This is a genomic window from Dermatophilus sp. B7861-1, from assembly GCF_058996045.1.
Genome location: NZ_CM180082.1, coordinates 2395312 through 2411351 on the forward strand (window position 1 = coordinate 2395312; position 16040 = coordinate 2411351).

At 59.3% G+C, this 16040-nt stretch carries 16 protein-coding genes; 4 read left to right on the forward strand and 12 right to left on the reverse strand.

Going from position 1 to position 16040, the window contains the following annotated elements:
- Positions 1 to 252: 252 nt before the first annotated feature.
- The 10 genes from AC2T9U_RS10535 to dacB form a co-directional block, all read right to left on the reverse strand.
- Positions 253 to 1152, reverse strand: a complete 900-nt coding sequence (locus AC2T9U_RS10535; protein ID WP_493696065.1) for a hypothetical protein — start codon at positions 1150 to 1152, stop codon at positions 253 to 255.
- Positions 1152 to 1658 (reverse strand): DUF3180 family protein, encoded by a 507-nt coding sequence (locus AC2T9U_RS10540; protein WP_493696066.1) that lies wholly within the window; start codon positions 1656 to 1658, stop codon positions 1152 to 1154. Before AC2T9U_RS10540 ends, AC2T9U_RS10535 begins: the two co-directional genes overlap by 1 nt.
- A complete protein-coding gene (folK, locus tag AC2T9U_RS10545) occupies positions 1640 to 2632 on the reverse strand; it encodes a 2-amino-4-hydroxy-6-hydroxymethyldihydropteridine diphosphokinase (protein ID WP_493696067.1) in 993 nt (330 codons plus the stop codon). The genes AC2T9U_RS10540 and folK overlap by 19 nt, the downstream gene beginning before the upstream one ends.
- Positions 2629 to 3522, reverse strand: a complete 894-nt coding sequence (gene folP / locus AC2T9U_RS10550; protein WP_493696068.1) for a dihydropteroate synthase — start codon at positions 3520 to 3522, stop codon at positions 2629 to 2631. Before folP ends, folK begins: the two co-directional genes overlap by 4 nt.
- A complete protein-coding gene (folE, locus tag AC2T9U_RS10555) occupies positions 3519 to 4205 on the reverse strand; it encodes a GTP cyclohydrolase I FolE (RefSeq protein WP_493696069.1) in 687 nt (228 codons plus the stop codon). Before folE ends, folP begins: the two co-directional genes overlap by 4 nt.
- A gap of 78 nt (positions 4206 to 4283) precedes the next feature.
- Positions 4284 to 6365, reverse strand: a complete 2082-nt coding sequence (gene ftsH / locus AC2T9U_RS10560) for an ATP-dependent zinc metalloprotease FtsH (protein ID WP_208304308.1) — start codon at positions 6363 to 6365, stop codon at positions 4284 to 4286.
- Between the two features lie 142 nt (positions 6366 to 6507).
- Entirely contained in the window at positions 6508 to 7062 is a 555-nt protein-coding gene (hpt, locus tag AC2T9U_RS10565; RefSeq protein ID WP_493696070.1) for a hypoxanthine phosphoribosyltransferase, read from the reverse strand.
- 104 nt (positions 7063 to 7166) lie between these two features.
- On the reverse strand, positions 7167 to 8150 hold the full coding sequence (gene tilS / locus AC2T9U_RS10570; RefSeq protein ID WP_493696071.1) for a tRNA lysidine(34) synthetase TilS: 984 nt from the start codon (positions 8148 to 8150) through the stop codon (positions 7167 to 7169).
- Positions 8147 to 9205, reverse strand: coding sequence for a zinc-dependent metalloprotease (locus tag AC2T9U_RS10575; protein WP_028327566.1), 1059 nt, complete (start codon positions 9203 to 9205; stop codon positions 8147 to 8149). Before AC2T9U_RS10575 ends, tilS begins: the two co-directional genes overlap by 4 nt.
- 67 nt (positions 9206 to 9272) lie before the next feature.
- On the reverse strand, positions 9273 to 10682 hold the full coding sequence (gene dacB, locus AC2T9U_RS10580) for a D-alanyl-D-alanine carboxypeptidase/D-alanyl-D-alanine endopeptidase (RefSeq protein ID WP_493696072.1): 1410 nt from the start codon (positions 10680 to 10682) through the stop codon (positions 9273 to 9275).
- 263 nt (positions 10683 to 10945) lie between these two features.
- Here dacB and AC2T9U_RS10585 point away from each other — a divergent pair, with 263 nt between their 5' ends.
- Both AC2T9U_RS10585 and AC2T9U_RS10590 read left to right on the forward strand, forming a co-directional pair.
- Positions 10946 to 11536, forward strand: a complete 591-nt coding sequence (locus AC2T9U_RS10585) for an inorganic diphosphatase (protein WP_493696073.1) — start codon at positions 10946 to 10948, stop codon at positions 11534 to 11536.
- Positions 11537 to 11604: 68 nt separating this feature from the next.
- Positions 11605 to 13101: a DUF3352 domain-containing protein gene (locus AC2T9U_RS10590; RefSeq protein ID WP_493696074.1), complete on the forward strand. Its 1497-nt coding sequence runs from the start codon at positions 11605 to 11607 to the stop codon at positions 13099 to 13101.
- A 9-nt stretch (positions 13102 to 13110) separates the two neighbouring features.
- On the opposite strand, the gene AC2T9U_RS10595 is transcribed toward AC2T9U_RS10590, so the two are convergent.
- On the reverse strand, positions 13111 to 13719 hold the full coding sequence (locus tag AC2T9U_RS10595; protein WP_493696075.1) for a DNA-3-methyladenine glycosylase: 609 nt from the start codon (positions 13717 to 13719) through the stop codon (positions 13111 to 13113).
- Between the two features lie 68 nt (positions 13720 to 13787).
- Positions 13788 to 14255, reverse strand: coding sequence for an SRPBCC family protein (locus AC2T9U_RS10600; RefSeq protein ID WP_115032933.1), 468 nt, complete (start codon positions 14253 to 14255; stop codon positions 13788 to 13790).
- Between the two features lie 107 nt (positions 14256 to 14362).
- Here AC2T9U_RS10600 and AC2T9U_RS10605 point away from each other — a divergent pair, with 107 nt between their 5' ends.
- Together AC2T9U_RS10605 and AC2T9U_RS10610 are read left to right on the forward strand one after the other, a co-directional pair.
- Entirely contained in the window at positions 14363 to 15421 is a 1059-nt protein-coding gene (locus tag AC2T9U_RS10605; protein ID WP_493696076.1) for a CobW family GTP-binding protein, read from the forward strand.
- 50 nt (positions 15422 to 15471) lie between these two features.
- Entirely contained in the window at positions 15472 to 16005 is a 534-nt protein-coding gene (locus tag AC2T9U_RS10610) for a GNAT family N-acetyltransferase (RefSeq protein WP_115032281.1), read from the forward strand.
- Positions 16006 to 16040: the final 35 nt, after the last annotated feature.

The following is a 16040-nucleotide window of genomic DNA, read 5'->3' on the forward strand; positions in this document are numbered from 1 at the left end:
CCACGTTCGCGTAACCGACGCTACCTGAACGAAAATCTATCCCGTTCAAGCATTCAACACACCCTCAACTCATCAACGAACGATCACGTCAACAACCAACTCACGGCAGGCACCGCTGAACACTACACCCACCCATCGAAACGCGCTGCAACACAGTTCCCCACACCAACACTCAACACCACATACACATTTTCAGATTGCACACATGAACCAGAAGTTTTAGAGATCACCAAACAAATACCAAAATCACTATCACTCAGAAGCGCCCTCAGAACGCGGCCTATGCAACACATCAAGAATCTCAGCCATACCAGCAGCAGGAAGACGCCCCTCAAACACCGCCGAAGCCACCAAAGCCCTCATAGCCGCCACATGAACCTCCTGCCCCACCGGCCCCAAAACCACCCCTAACTCACGCAAATCCGCACTCACAACCTCCGCACCATGCAAAGCCCCCCGCGCAGCCGGCTGCTCTCCCCGCCTCATCGCATCAGCACGACCCGCCAACACAACCCCCAACACATGCGGCACCGCATCCACCCCCGTGCCTGACAACATTTCTTTCGCCCCCGAAACCACCGCATCCAACGACGCCTCCACATACGACAACGCCGCCCGCACCCGCACCACCTCATCCGGCGCAACAAAAGACGGCTCAGCCCCCATCTCAATCACCAACGCCTCACCCACCGGACGCAACTCCGGCAAACACGAAACAAGCACCGGACTACCCCTAAACCGCTCAACATCCGCAGAATTCCCCACAAACGTCACCAACGGCTCCACACAAACCGGCAAAATCTGCTCCGAAACCACCTGCTCCATCAACGAAACCCCGGCAGTAAACCCCGTATGCAAAACAATCTGCCCCGGACGAAAACCACCATTAATAACCAAATACTCCACCAAAGCAGGCAACCGCTCATCCGGCACCGCAAGGAGCAACAAATCAGCTGAAGCCGCCGCCGTTACCGGATCCACAACCGGAGCATCCGGCACCCACTGCCCTGCCAACCCCTCATCACAGCCATCCTCCTGCCACGGAGCCACAAAACCCACCGTGTGTCCCGCCTGATCCAAAGCACGACCAAGAACCATCCCCACCCGCCCCATACCAACAACACCCACCGCCAAACGCGCAGGCCGATCCATCACGACCCCTCACCCCCCGCAGCAACTCCATCCTCACCATCAGGTGGATCAACCCGACCACACCTCTGCACAAACATCCCACCACAAGCCAACGCAACACCCGACACCGCCACCGCCACCGCAGCCCACGCACCCGCCCGCACCGAACCCGCATCCAAATCCGAAGCCACCACAACAACACGCGAGACAAACCACCCAGCCACCGCAGCACCAGTCAAAGCAGCAGCCTGCCCACCAAGCAACACCCGATTAGCAACAAGCACATCCAACCCCCGCGAAGATTTTCCCCGCACCACTCGACGCAACCACACCCCCACCACAACCTCACTCAGCGCCACCACCAACAACACCACGGCCGCACCCCACGAGGGCGTCAACAACGGCCCCGACACCGTCTGCCACCACGACAAAAACCCAAAACTACACACCCCTGCCACCAACGCCACCACCAACAACAACCGCCAACGCACCCCATACCGGTCACCCGTCATGGCAACATCACCCATTCCGGCCCCGGACGAACACCCTCAGGCAACCCCACCTCATCCAACCCCATATCCGCCAACAACTCCCTCACCAAACGCACCTGAGAACCAACACGCAAACACGCCCCAGGATCGGCACTCACCCACGGCGCAAGCACAAAACCACGCTCATGCGCCCGCGGATGCGGCAACACCAAATCTGGTTCATCTACCACCACATCAACATCACCCACCTCACACTCAGGCCTGCCGTACTGCACCAAATCCAAATCCAACGTACGCGCACCCCAACGCACTTCACGCACCCGACCATGCTCTGCCTCAATCTCATGCAAAGCCCGTAACAACGTGCGCGGACGCAACGTCGTCCGCAAAACCGCCACCGCATTCACATACACCGGCTGCTGCGGCCCACCCACAGGATCCGTCTCAACAACCGACGACACCGCACGCACAGACGTCCTAGGCAACCCACGCAACGCCTCCACCGCCAACGCAAGCGTCCGCCCAGCAGAACCAAGATTCGCACCAAGAGCAACAACAGCAGTACGCACATCCGAACGCGACACCGTCACCGACACATCCGAAAACGGAAGCCCCACCGGTGCATGCGGTTTATGCACCTTCACCTCAACCTGCTCCACCACCTCATGCCCCAACACCACATCAGCGATACGTACCGCCAACGTCTCCACCAAATCAACATGCTCACCAGTGATCACATCCGTCACCTGCTGAGCCACCTCGGCATAATTCACCGTCGCCGATAAATCATCACTAGCAGCAGAAAAAGAAACATCCACCAACATCGCCACATCCACCACAAACGGCTGCGGGCTCACATGCTCACTATCCAACACCCCATGCGTACCGCACGCCCGAACACCCTCGATGCGAACCACATCCCCGGGAACATCAACAGCAGAAAACCCACCAACACCAAAATCACTCATAAACAAACCCATTCCCTCGACGCTGCCAGATGACACCCTCACCGAGCCGCCCGAACTGCAGCCCCCACCCGCAACGCAGCCAACGTCGAACGCACATCGTGCACACGAACAGCCCACACGCCAGCCTCTTGCCCCACCAAACTCGTGGCTGCCGAGGCAGCATCACGCTCACTAGGAACCGAAGGATTCCCCTGAGCATCACAATCTATTGCCCCTAAAAACGTTTTACGCGAGGCCCCCAGCAACACTGGATAACCAACCCCACACACCTGTTTAAGCCCAGCCAACAAAGCCCAGTTGTGTTCTGCCCTCTTCGAAAAACCTAAACCTGGATCAAGCACAATCTGCTCAGCCGCCACCCCGGCCTCCAAAAACACCCCTGCCTGCGCCAACATCTGCGCGCACACCTCACCGACTACATCGTCATAGTGAGTCAACTCCGCTGACTGCATCGTCGTTGAGTGCCCCCGCCAATGCATCAACACATACAACGCACCTGACTGCGCAATCACCTGCGGCATCGCAGAATCTGCCATCCCGCCTGATACATCGTTGATCATCACGGCACCAGCCTCCAAGCAGGCAGCCGCAACCGAAGCACGCATCGTATCTACTGACACAGCCACCCCTGCATCAGCCAACGCCCGCACAACCGGCACCACCCGACGCATCTCCTCACTTTCCGGAGTGCGTTCAGCCCCAGGACGTGTCGTCTCACCACCCACATCAACAATCGCTGCGCCCTCAGCAACCATCGCCAAACCATGATCCACCGCCATCTGAGGGTCAACCCAGGATCCACCGTCACTAAACGAGTCCGGAGTGACATTCAAAATGCCCATAATCAACGAAGACGGCACTCCGGTTTCCTGCCGGGTCACCACCGACGGAGCAGTAATCTCTTCCAACCGCCGCACACCCACAAACGTCATTTACGTCCTCCCAAAATCAACCCCAACGCTTCAGAACGTGTCGCAGCATTACGCAGCTGACCACGCACCGCAGACGTCAACGTTGTCGCACCCGGTTTACGCACCCCTCGCATTGACATACACATATGCTCAGCCTCAATCACCACAATCACCCCACGCGGATCCAGCGTCTCCTGCAGCGCGTCAGCGACCTGCGCTGTAAGCCTCTCCTGCACTTGCGGACGGCGCGCATACACATCCACTAACCGTGCCAGCTTGCTCAAGCCGGTTACACGGCCATCCTCGTTCGGCAAATACCCCACATGCGCCACGCCATGAAAAGGCAGCAGATGATGTTCACATACCGAATACACCTCGATGTCTTTCACGATAATCAACTCGTCATGATGCACATCGAAAGTCACCGTCAACGCATCAGGCCCAGACATCGCCAGACCACCAAAAATTTCCTGATAGGCCCGTGCTACACGCATTGGGGTATCCCGTAGGCCATCACGGTCTGGGTCTTCACCAATCGCGATAAGAATTTCCCGCACCGCAGCGGCAATCCGCGGCTGGTCAACCTCACGGTCAGTCACCGGGGCAGTGGATGCCGCCCGTACCTGACCAGTATCAGGGCCTTTATCAGCCTGTTCGACAATCTCCTGGCCACCCTCGTTGCCGACAGGTGTGCTCCCGCTCATATGCACCTCACGTGCTGAAAACACTTCGGGCACCCGTGGCGGGTGCCCGAAGTGGGTGGAAAGTTCTGTTCTCCGAGGTTAGTCGTTCGTGGTGCCTGGCATGTGATCACCAGAAGAACCCGTCGGAGGCTTCGGGGTTTGCGTGGTTGGGCCAGTCCCAGGAGAAATCACGGAGGTAGAGTCGCCGCTTTCCTTGAGCTGTGATGCACCCTGCTCACCACTTTCGGCTTTCTTGGCAGCGGCCTCACGCTCAGCTGGCGTCATCACCGGCGGTAGCTCGCTAACACCGCGGTGCTCGCCACTAAGCCATACGTCACGACGAGGCAGCTTACGGATGGGCTTAAAGATCTCCGCCAAAGCCTCCCGGCCTAAGGTTTCCTTTTCGAGAAGTTCCAACACCAACGTGTCGAGCACATCTCGGTTCATCTGGAGTGCTTCATAGGCTTCATCGTGAGCAGCCTCGATAAGGCGGCGAATTTCAGCGTCGACAACCCCAGCCAATCCCTCGGAATAGTCACGTTGGCTACCCATGTCACGCCCAAGGAATGGTTCACCACCACCAGAGCCCAAACGAATCGCACCGATCCGTTCGCTCATGCCGTATTGGGTGATCATGCGCCGCGCTGTCTCTGTCGCCTTTTCGATGTCGTTCGCAGCACCAGAAGTCGGGTCATGGAAGACGAGCTCTTCAGCAACCCGACCACCCAACGCGTAAGCCAGTTCATCAAGCATTTCGTTGCGGCTGGAGGAGTACTTGTCATCATCGGGCAACACCATGGTGTAGCCAAGGGCGCGTCCGCGCGGCAAGATCGTGACCTTTGTAACCGGATCGGTGTGGTTCAGAGCAGCAGCGACAAGAGCGTGACCACCTTCGTGGTAGGCCGTGAGTTTCTTCTCTTTGGCGCTCATGATGCGTGTGCGTTTCTGCGGACCGGCGATCACTCGGTCAATAGCTTCATCGAGTGCCCGGTTGTCGATGAGTTGAGCGTTGCTACGTGCAGTAAGAAGTGCAGCCTCGTTAAGAACATTGGCCAGATCTGCACCTGTGAAGCCGGGGGTACGTCGGGCCACGGAGAGAAGGTCGACATCATCAGCAAGCGGCTTGCCCTTGCCGTGAACCTGCAGAATGCGGTGGCGTCCGATCATGTCCGGTGCTTCTACCGCAATCTGTCGGTCGAACCGTCCTGGTCGCAGCAACGCAGGGTCTAGCACATCGGGCCGGTTCGTGGCTGCGATGAGGATGACATTTACGGAGGCGTCGAACCCGTCCATCTCAACGAGCAGCTGGTTGAGGGTTTGTTCGCGCTCATCGTGGCCACCGCCCAAACCTGCGCCACGGTGACGTCCTACGGCGTCGATTTCGTCAACGAAAACGATGGCTGGCGAGTTGGATTTAGCTTGTTCGAATAGGTCACGAACACGAGAGGCACCGACACCGACGAACATTTCCACGAAGTCGGAACCGGAAATTGAGTAGAAAGGCACTCCGGCTTCGCCAGCAACGGCGCGGGCAAGGAGGGTTTTACCGGTTCCAGGGGGGCCATAAAGAAGGACACCCTTGGGGATTTTGGCCCCGACTGCCTGGAATTTGCTTGGTTCAGAGAGGAACTCTTTGATCTCGTAGAGCTCTTCGATTGCTTCGTCGACTCCGGCGACATCTTCGAATGTAACGGTGGGGCGTTCTTTGTCAGCCAGTTTTGCTTTGGATTTGCCGAACTGCATGAGTCGGCCGCCGCCGCCCTGCATACGGCTGAGGAGAAGCATGAGCAGACCGAAGAGGAGCGCGATTGGCAGGAGAGTTGTGACGATAGCGCCCAACCAACTGCTCTGCGGTGGCTCATCGGTGTACCCCTCGGGGGGCAAGTTTTGGGTCAGTGCGCGTACGAGCTCACTACCGCGTTGGGGAATGTAGAGGGTGTAGACCTTCTGGACACCCTTAGCTTCGCCGACGTCCTGTGCCGACTTAAGCGTCAGTTCGAGGCGGTCTCCGTCGCTGAAGGTGGCTTTCTGCACCTGTTTGGCAGCGATCAGTTGTTCGGCTTGTGAGGTGCCAATCCTCTGATAGTCGCTCGCGGTGGCGAGGTTAAACGCGGTCAAGATCGCTATAACAAGGAGCACGATCCACAGCCAGCGCTGGCGCGCAATTTTTTTCACATCCATCGGCACGTTCGGCGCGAGCGCCTCCGTCCTTCCTCTTGAGCTCGGCGGTGGCCGGCGGTGGTGGGGGTTCGGGGGTGTAACGCCTGCCGGTAGGGGTGCGTTCCCTGGGGTGTTTGTTTACCGGCAGGCGTGGGGTGTGTGGTCAGTTTTCGTAGACGTGGGGAGCCAGTGTTCCGATGCAACGCAAGTTGCGGTATTTCTCGGCGAAGTCCAGGCCGTAACCGACAACAAATTCGTCGGGGATGTCGAATCCGAGGTATTGGACGTCAATTTCGGTTTTGGCTGCGTCGGGTTTGCGTAGGAGTGCGCAGACTTCGACGGAGGCTGCGGAGCGGGATTTGAGGTTGGCGATGATCCAGGAGAGGGTCAGGCCAGAGTCGATGATGTCTTCGATGATGAGGACGTGTTTGTTGGTGATATCGGTGTCGAGGTCTTTGAGGATGCGGACGACTCCGGAGGATTTAGTTCCGGACCCGTAGGAGGATACGGCCATCCAGTCCATGGGGGCTGAGCCGGGTAGTGCGCGCATGAGGTCGGCGACAACAACGACGGCGCCTTTGAGCACGCCGACGAGGAGTAGATCTTTTCCTTGGTAATCCTGCCAGATCTGTTGGGCGAGTTCGCCTAGGCGTGTTTGGATCTGTTCTTCGGTCAGCAGGACGCGCTCGAGGTCGCCTTGCATGTCCTTTGCGTCCACTCGGACTCTCCTCATGTGTTGAGTAATTCACCTGTGTGGTGATTCTTTAATCGGTGTGTTGGGCACCGGTGTGATGGTGCGCTACGGATCAAACCTAATCCACTTCAGGGTTTGGTGACTGGCCCGACTCGGGTGCCAGTGCGTGTGATGACGTGTCCGCCTGGTAAGTGGACTCCTCCTTGGCCGTGCCAGTTGGTGATCAGGGCGTCGAGTTGATTGACGTGGGTGGATGTGAGCGCGCCGTGGGGGGCGCCGATAGTGGTGGCGAGTTGGCGCCAGACGCGTCGTCGGATTCCGGGGAGGAGTTCGGCGATTTTTTGTGTATCCCAGGGGGGTGGGCCGAGTTCGGCGGCTTCGTGGGTGGCGATGGTGTCGAGGGTGTCGGCGTCGGTGCGTAGGAGTTCGGCGGTGCGGGCTAGGCCGGGGATGATGCCGGGGCCGAGTTCGGTGGCGATGGTGTTAAGGAGTTCTCGGGTGCGGACTCGGGTGTAGCGGGGGTCGGTGTTATGGGGGTCGTGCCATGGAGTGAGGTTGAGTGCGGCGCATGCGTCGTGGGTGAGGTGGGCGGGGGTGTTGAGTAGGGGGCGGTGGTAGAGGTCGCGGTGGGGTGGCATGCCAGCGAGGGAGCGGGCTCCGGAGCCCCGAAGGAGGCCTAGGAGGACTTGTTCTGCTTGGTCGTGTTGGGTATGGGCTAGGAGGATGGCGCTGGCGTTGGTGCTGGTGGCGGCGGTTTCGAAGGCGGTGTAGCGGGCGGCGCGGGCGGCGGCTTCGGGGCCGGTGTTGGGGTAGGTGGTGGTGTCGACGCGTTGTGTGATGACGGGGTGGAGGCCGAGGTTGGTGCAGGTGGTGGCTGCGGAGTGGGTGATGGTGTGGGAGTTGGGTTGGAGGGCGTGGTCGATGATGACTGCGCCGGGGTGCAGGCCGAGTCGGGGTGCTTCGAAGGCGGTGGCTGCGGCGAGGGCGAGTGAGTCGGGGCCGCCGCTGCAGGCGACGAGGATGATGGTGTTGGGGTGTTGGTGGGCGATGGTGGCCAGTGTGGTGCGGGTGGCTAGGCGGATTGCTGCGACGGCGGGGTGTGGTCCGGTCATGGTTGCACTCGTGCGATCCAGATGTCTGGGTTGTGTATTTCGGTGGGGGTGGGGAGTGTTTCGGGGGATGTCCAGATGGTGTTGAAGCCGTCGATGCCGATGCGTTCGTGGATGTGTCGGACGAATGCTGCGCCGTCGCGGTATTGGGCTGTCTTGGTTTCGATTCCTAGGAGGCGGCGTAGGAGGAAGTCGATGGGGTTGGTGGGGGTTCTACGGTCGTCGAAGCGGGCTCGGATGGTGGTGACTGTGGGGATGTGGCGGGGGCCGACGTTGTCCATGACGACGTCGGCGTGGCCTTCGAGGAGGGTCATGAGGGCATTGAGTCGGTCGAGGCGTTCTCTGGTGTCCAGGTCGAGGACGAGGTTGATTATGCCTACGGGGCCGTTTTGGGTGATTTCGTGGGTGGCTTCGGGTAGTCGGGTGGCGAGGGCTTTGACGAGTTCGAGTGGGCCGCCAGCGGCAGTGGTGAGTTTGTCGACGAGGATGGTTTGTTCGTTGTGCATGTGGTCGCGTAGCCAGGGGATGGCGGTGAATTGGACGCGGTGGGTTTCTTCGTGGAGGCAGACCCAGAGTCGGAAGTCGTTGGGGTTGAGGTGGAGTCGTTTTTCGGTGGCGACGACGTTGGGGGCAACGAGCAGGAGGCGGGCGGCTTCTGGGGGTTGGCCGTAGGCGGTGATGTATTGGCCTAGGACACGGGTGGCTAGGACGGCGAGGATTCCTCCCATTTCGGTGCCTGCTGCTTTGCCGCTGACGGATCGTGCCCAGGGTGACATGGCTCGTCGGCCGTTGTGGCTGGTGAAGGTGTCAAGGGCGGGGTCGAGGAGCTCGGCCAGGGAGTTAATGTTGGCTTCGATCCAGGTGCCGCGGTCGATGATGAGGGCGTCGGGGCCTTCGTTGTCGGTGTGCAGGCGTGCGGTGTCTGCGACGAGGGTGTGGGCGCGGGTGGCGGAGCTGCGCAGGGCTGCGACGGCGTCTTTGGCTTCGGTTAGAGGGACTCTGGGTCCTGGAGGGGTGAGGGTGCGTGCGGTGTTTGCCGCGAGTTTCCAGTCGATCACGGCTTAACTTTCACGTATTGGGCTCGCGTGGTGCATGTGGGCGGGTGTGGTTGCGTGGGTTGGTTTTTCAGTTGCAGCCGCAGTTGACGAGTGTGGTGGCGACGTAGTCGAGGGCTGCGCGGGTTTCAAGGGAGGTGGTGGGGGGTGCTTGGTCGGCGAGGATTGTGTAGGTCAGGAGGCGTCCGGAGTTGGTGACGAGGGTGCCGGTGAGGCCGCCGACGCCGGTGAGTGTTCCGGTTTTGGCGCGGACGATTCCGCGGCCGGTGGTGGTTTGTGGAGTGGCGAATCTGTCGTGGAGGGTTCCGGTGAGGGCAGCTACGGGCAGGTTGTCGAGGATGTGAGTGAGTTGTTCGTGGTTTTTGTTGGCGGCCAGGGTGGTTGCTTTGTTGATGAGGCGCACGGTGACGCGGGAGGAGCGGGATAGGCCGCTGGCGTCGGCGAGGTTGCTGTGGCTGGTGTCGAGGCCGAGGGATTTGAGTGTGGTGATGATGTGTTTTCCTGCCTCGGCGAAGGTAGCGGGGATTCCGCGGTCGGCGAAGGCTCTGCGTGCAGTGGATTCGGTGAGGGCGTTGTCGGATTCGGCGAGGGCGAGGGTGAGGACGTCGCCGATGGGGGCGCTGGCGATGGAGGCTATTTGTTTTCCTTTCTGGGCGTTTTTGGGTGTGCGGTTGATGGTTTCGGCGATGGGGATGCCTGCGGTGGTGAGGGCGTCGCGGAAGGCTGTGGTTGCGGTCATGGCTGGGTCGTGGGTGGTGGGATGGCCTGGGGTGGCGCGGTCTTCGGCGAGACCAAGCATGGTGACGGGGGCGGTGAGGCCGGCGTGGACGTCGGCAATTTCCCATTCGGGGGCCAGAGCTGGGCCGGAGGCGGTGCTGTCGTCGAGGGTGAGTTGCCAACCTCCGGGTGGTGGGGTGGTGTTTTTGAGGGCTTTGGCGGTGCGTTCGGCTAGATCGGCTAGTCCGGCGTGGCCTTGGGTGGCGTAGGGGTTTCCGTGGCCGCGGGCTAGGAGGGTGTCGCCGTCGGCGACGAGGGTGAGGGTGTTTTTGTTGCGGGTGACTCGGGTGGTGCGGTGTCCGGCGAGATCGGTGTGGGCGGCGATTGCGGTGGCGGTGAGGATTTTGGCGGTGGATGCGGGGGTACGTGGTGTGGTGCTGCGTGCGGAGTAGAGGGTTTTTCCGGTGGCGGCATCGGTGACCATGATGCCGGGGTTGGTTCCTAGGGCGGGGGCTGCTAATGGTTGTGCTAGTCGGGTGGCGAGGGTGTTGGTGCGTGGTTGGGGGGCGTTGGGGTTGAGGTGTGGGAGGGGGTGGGGTATCGCGGTGGGGCCGGTGGTGGGTAGGGGGTCAGCGCGGAAGGGGCCGATGCTTAGGTCACTGGTGAGGGCGCCGGGAGCGATGTCAAGGGCGTCGGCAGCAACGTAGGTGGTTCCTGCGGCAACCAGTGCTGTGGCTACCAGGGCGCTGGCTCTGTATCGCAACCGTGTGCCTCTCGTTTGGGGGGTCTTGTGGGGAATTGCTTTGTTGGGTGGTTATCTTGCCTTGGGTGGTGGTTTATCTTCTCGTGGCGCGATGGTTGGGTTAGGTGGGCGCCACGCGCCACGTGCGGGGCGTTGGACGGGTACGCTCGATGTCAATCTGCGTAACGTCACCGGTGATGTAGCTGTTTGTCGCCGGCGCTCTTGTTGAGCACGTGATCGAAGCAGCCCGAGGAATTCCCCGCGAGGACAGGAGACGCGCACACATGAGCAGCGCATCCAGTAACGAGCCGCTCTTCTTCGACGTCACGGTCGAGATCCCTAAGGGTCAGCGCAACAAGTACGAGGTGGACCACGAGACGGGTCGTATCCGCTTGGACCGGATGTTGTTCACGTCTACTCAGTACCCGAGCGACTATGGCTACATCGAGGACACGTTGGGTGAGGACGGTGACCCACTGGACGCGTTGGTGTTGTTGGATCAGCCGACGTTTCCTGGTGTGTTGATTCAGTGCCGTGCGATCGGCATGTTCCACATGCGTGATGAGTCTGGTGGCGACGACAAGATTTTGTGTGTGCCGGCGAAGGATCCGCGTGCGCAGGACAAGCAGACGTTGGAAGACGTGAGCGAGTTTGATCGTCTGGAGATTCAGCACTTCTTTGAGACGTATAAGGACTTGGAGCCGGGTAAGTCGGTTGAGGGTGCGCACTGGGCGGATCGGGAGACGGCTGAGCGTACGGTGCGTGAAGCTTTCCAGCGCGCGATCGATGAGAACTTTCACAACCCCTTGAAGCCAGCGACGAGTTCTCCGGCACCGACCCACCCGACGCAAGCTGCTGAGAGCACTGAGAGCTGAGTTTTTCTCAATTTCTGGTCTGGCTCGCGTGGGTTGGTTGTTCTGATGGCCCGAAGTGAGTTTTTGTCATGACTGGTTGGCGTAGCCGGGGCGTCGTCGTGTCAGGTTCGGTGGCTGCTTGTGCGGTGGTTATCGGGGGCGCGGCGTTCGGCCTGGCTTTGTTCAATGGGTTGTCCAGCGGTTCCCAGCCGGCAGCTGTGGTTCCGTCGAGTGCTTTTGCGTATGCGTCAGTGGATTTGGATCCGTCGATGCGTCAGAAGTTAGGGGCGTTTCGGTTATTCAATACGTTTCCAGCGGCGAAGAAAGCTGTGTCGGAGTCTGATTCTGCCCAGGTTGTGTTTGGGGTGGGGCAACAGCTTGCCGAGAGTCTTGGTCCTGTTGATTACGCCAGAGATGTGAAGCCGTGGCTGGGTAGGCGGGGTGGGGTAGCACTGCTTCCTCCTGTTACTGCTGGGGGTGCTCCGGTCACGGTTGTGGCGCTGCAGGTGAAGGATCGTGAAGTTGCTGAGCGCAGTTTGTCCACGTTTGAGGGGTTTTCTGGCAGGACAGGGTCGCTGTCGTATGTGTTTGACAGGGATTACGTCGTGGTGGTTCCAAGGAAGGCTAAGGCTGCTGTTCAATCGCAGTTGAGTGGTGGGCGCCTTGCTAACCATGAGGCTTTTGTTTCTGATGTGGCGGCGTTGGGTGAGCGTGGCGTGGCGACAGCGTGGGTGAATCATGCTGGGGTGGCTCAGCTTGCTGGGTCTGATTTGGTTAAGAAGTCCGGGCTGGTGGGGCATACGGCAGGCACGCTGCGTTTTGCTGCAGATCGTGCTGAGTTTGCTTCGGTGACGCGTGGTGTGGATCTTCCAGATGAGGGTGTTGCTACTCGTGTGTCGGATTTGCCTGGCGATACGGGGGCGTTGTTGTCTTCCGTTAATGGTGGTGAGCTGGTAGAGCGGTGGTGGCCTGCGTTAAAGGGGTTAGTGAATATTCCTGGGCTTCCGATAAAAGAGGGCCTGCAGGCAGTAAGTGCTCGTACGGGGTTTACGGTTCCGGGGTTTGTGGCAACGCTGCTGGGTGGCCAGGTTGATGTGGTTGCTGGTAAGGATCAGGTTGATGTGGTCTTTGGTAGGCAGAGTGTGCGGGGGTTGTTCTCTGGTGGCGGCCAAATACCGGAGGTGACGTTCCGGGCGAAGACGAAGGATCCGCAGGCAACGCTTCGCTCGGTAAGTTCCACGCTGGTGAAATTGTTTGGGCCGTTGGGGGCGTTGATTCCTCATCAGGTGTCAGGTGATCGTGTGTTGGCTGGTCCGCATATTCAGCATTTGCGGTCGGTAGCTTCTCCTGATGTGAAAAACCCGTTGGGGGCTGGCGATGTTTTCCGCAGTGTCGTTAACCCTGCTGAAGCGGTTGCTGAGCTTGCGTACGTCGATTTTGATGCCTTTGAGGATCAGTATCTGCAGGAGTTGCCTGCGCAGTACCGTTCGGGTGTGAAAGCGCTGCGTGCGTTGGGGGTTTCTCGCACTCCGGTCAAGAGTGGTCAGTTTTCTTTGGTGGTTCGGTTGTCGGTGAATGAGGGTTGAGGTCCCAGCTCACGTTGTTCGGCGTGTGCGGGGTGGGGGTGCTGGTTTGTAGGTGGAGACGGTGGGGTTACCGGAAATCCAAAAGCGGGCGAGAGTTTCTCGTGCGGAGCCGACACCAACGCGGGGGCCGGTGGCGATTTTTCTCTCGGGTGTGTGGGGGCCGTAGCGGAGCTGGATTCCGGTGGATCCGTCTAGTGGGGCGTTGTTGTCGGTGGTGTTGATGCCTAGTGCGACGGTGAGCCGTGCTGGCCCGGAGGCGAGTTCTTTTAGGGATCGGACGCGGCCTTTTTCGCTGCGGCGTTGGTGCGCTAGGGCTGTTCCTTCAATGATTTCGCCAGCACGGATGAGGACACCGGTGGGGGTTCCTTCTTTTCCTACGACGATGTTGAAGCAGGTGTGCAGGCCCATGTGTCGGTAGACGTAGGCGTGCCAGGGTGGACCAAACATGGCGGCGTTGCGGTTGTTTGGCCCTCGGTAGGCATGTGAGGCGGGGTCTTCTTCTCCTGCGTAGGCTTCGACTTCGGTGATGCGTAGGGTTACGTGCCCGCCGTTGCGGTCAGTGCTGAGGGTGGCTCCTAGGAGGGCGCGGGCTGCTGGGATGACGTCGTCGAAGCTCATGGGCGTGGGCTCGCGGCGCTGTGATGGGGCGTTGCGAGCCCAGGTAGCCGGGCAGGGTTGTTGTGGTGCTAGCTGCCGGAGACGGTTTCGGCCAGATGAGCCAGGCTGGCTTCGAGTTGTTCTTGTGGGAAAACGGGGAAAGTTACTTTTTTGAGTAGCGCCTTGTCTGTGACTGCTGACCAGTCGTAGGTCAGGGTCACGGTGGTTTGGTCTTGGCTTTGGGGGGTGAGCTCCCAGATCCATTGCCAGCCTTTGGGTTCGGTGCCTGCTGGTGCGGTTTTCCATGCGATGAGGCGGTCTTTGTCGTATCCGACGACGTGGTTGTCGGTTTTGTAGTCTCCGCCCATGTGTTCGGCATTCATGTTCATCGTGAATATGTTTCCGACGGCGGTGACTCGGTCGGATTTGTCGTCGGAGACGATGGTGTTGGTTCCGTCTAGCTCGGCGTGGCGAGCGGGGTTGGACAGGATGTCGAAGATGGCTTGTGGGGAGGCGTCGATGGTTCGGGAGATTGTGATTTTTTTCTCGTCGCTCATTCTTCGACCCTGACAGATTTTGGGCAATACGCAACGCCATCAGTGGTTTGGGTGGGGGTGTGTCCGGTGAGTGGGGGTGTGGTCTTGGGGCATGGCACGGTAGGGCAATGCGTACACGTCCTGCTCTTCCGGTGGTGGTGTTGTCCGGCAAGCTTGGCTGCGGGAAGACCACCTTGTTGAACCACATTCTTGCTCAAAGCCGTGGGCGTATAGGCGTTATTGTCAACGATTTTGGTGACATCAACGTGGATGCGTTTCTTATCCAAGGTCAGGTTGATGCCAAGGCCACTTTTTCTGGTGGATGTTTGTGTTGTTTGGCTGATCCGGGCGATTTGGATCGTGCTCTTGCTGATTTAGCTGCGCCTTCACTTGATTTGGATGTGATTCTTATCGAGGCTTCTGGGCTTGCTGAGCCTCGTGAGTTGGCGCGGATGGTGCTTTCTTCGAGTGTTTCTACGGTGCGTTTTGGTGGGGTTGTAGAAATTTTGGATGCGGCTGATTGGGCTACGCCAGAGGTGGGAAGTCCTGATCCGGCTCCGGTGGCTATTGATCATTTGCGGGTTGCTTCGCTGTTGGTCATTAACAAGTCTGACCGGATTGCTCAGGATGCTGGTGCTCGTGAGCGGCTCGATGCGGTTGTGGCTACGCATGCACCGACAACTCCTGTGGTGCGCACCATGTTTGGCCGAGTTGATCCGGAGCTTCTGTTTGATCCTGGTGAGCATGAGGAGCCGACTGGGCAGCTTTCGTTTGCAGATTTTCTTGCTGAGCAGCGTCATGGCGAGCATGGTCATGACCATCACGATCATGGGCATGCTGGTTTTTCTTCGGTCAGTGTGGATTCGTCATTGCCTGTAGATCCGACTCGGTTGATTCATTTTCTTGAAAATCGTTCTGCGGGTGCGTATCGCGTTAAAGGACGGGTGCACGTGAGTCGTCGTGGGCACCGCGATTACACGGTTCAAGCCGTGGGTGATTGGTTCGGTTTTGAACGTTTTCGTGTTCCTGAGGGTCAGGAGAGTCGGACTCAGCTGGTGGTGATTGGTCCAGGGTTGGCACAGGAGGGTATGCGGCGGGAGGTGGAGTCTGCGCTGCGTGGCTGTCTGTCTGATGGGTGTCTTTGCCAGGGGTCAGCGCTGCACCGGTTTGACCGGTTTACGCGGTGAGTGCCGCCCACAGTGCCTCTGTGGCTGTGTGTGCCCAGCACACTGGCTCTATGACGCAAATCTCACGTGCTGATTGGCATGTTGTTCCTTTGTCTCGAGAGTTGTGGGAGCGCGGTGGCCGTGCTGCGTATCAGGAGGGAATTGATACAGAGAACGCGAGTTTTGCACCGGTTGCTCCGGACTGGGAGGCGTTTATCGCTCATAAGATCGCGCCTTACTGCCTGGCTGCTGTTGATGACGCCAGTGGTGATTGTCTGGGGGTGGCGTGGGGTATTCATGCCTTTGCCCGGCCCATTTATCTGGGGGTTGTTGAACATAGTCTTTATGTGCGTTCTTCTGCGCGGGGCCGTGGGGTAGGCAAGGGTTTGTTGGGCGAGTTCATTCGGCGTACTGAAGCTGGTGGAACGTGGACTTTGCTTGGTCTGGTGTTTCCAGAGAATACGGCCAGTATTGCTTTGCACGAGTCGTTGGGTTTTCGTCAGGTAGGCGTGTATGAGCGTGTTGGAAAGATGCCTTTTGGTGCGCGTAAGGGGCAGTGGCGCGATGTGCTGCTGTTGGAGCGACGCAGTCCGGTCGTGAGCTAGTTCCTTTCTTAGGCAAGTGATTTGCCCGGGAAAGT